This window comes from Pseudomonas sp. SMN11 (assembly GCF_052041945.1).
Taxonomy (GTDB): Bacteria; Pseudomonadota; Gammaproteobacteria; order Pseudomonadales; family Pseudomonadaceae; genus Aquipseudomonas.
The window spans coordinates 1-402 of record NZ_JBKGGW010000099.1; the positions used below are offsets into that span (position 1 = coordinate 1).

1 protein-coding gene is annotated in these 402 nt (G+C 69.7%); it reads left to right on the plus strand.

Annotated elements, in window-relative coordinates; all coding sequences use genetic code 11:
• Nucleotides 1-402, plus strand: a 402-nt coding sequence (locus ACLEJU_RS28720; RefSeq protein WP_440776788.1) for an Ig-like domain-containing protein, incomplete at both ends; no start/stop codon positions are given.

Sequence of the window (402 nt, forward strand, 5' to 3'; positions counted from 1 at the left end):
GTGGCACCTTCATCATCGACCTGGCCCCGGCTGCCCAGCCGGGCGAGCAACTGAGCATCGTGCAGACCGACGCCGCCGGCAATGCCTCCACCGCCGTCGACTATGCAGTGCCCAGCACCACCGTACCGACCAGCCCGACCGACCTGACCGTGGCCGCCGATGGCAGCAGCGTCAGCGGCAGCGCCCAGGCCGGCACCCGGGTGGATGTGCGCGATGCCAACGGCACCGTGGTGGGTAGCGTGCTGGTCGGTGACGACGGCACCTTCACCGTCGCCCTCTCCCCGGCACAAGCCAACGGCCAATTGCTGAACGTTACCGCCGTCGATGCCGACGGTGCTTCGTCGCTACCTGCGCAGGTCAGTGCCCCGGACATCACCGCGCCAAGCGCACCTGCCGACCTGG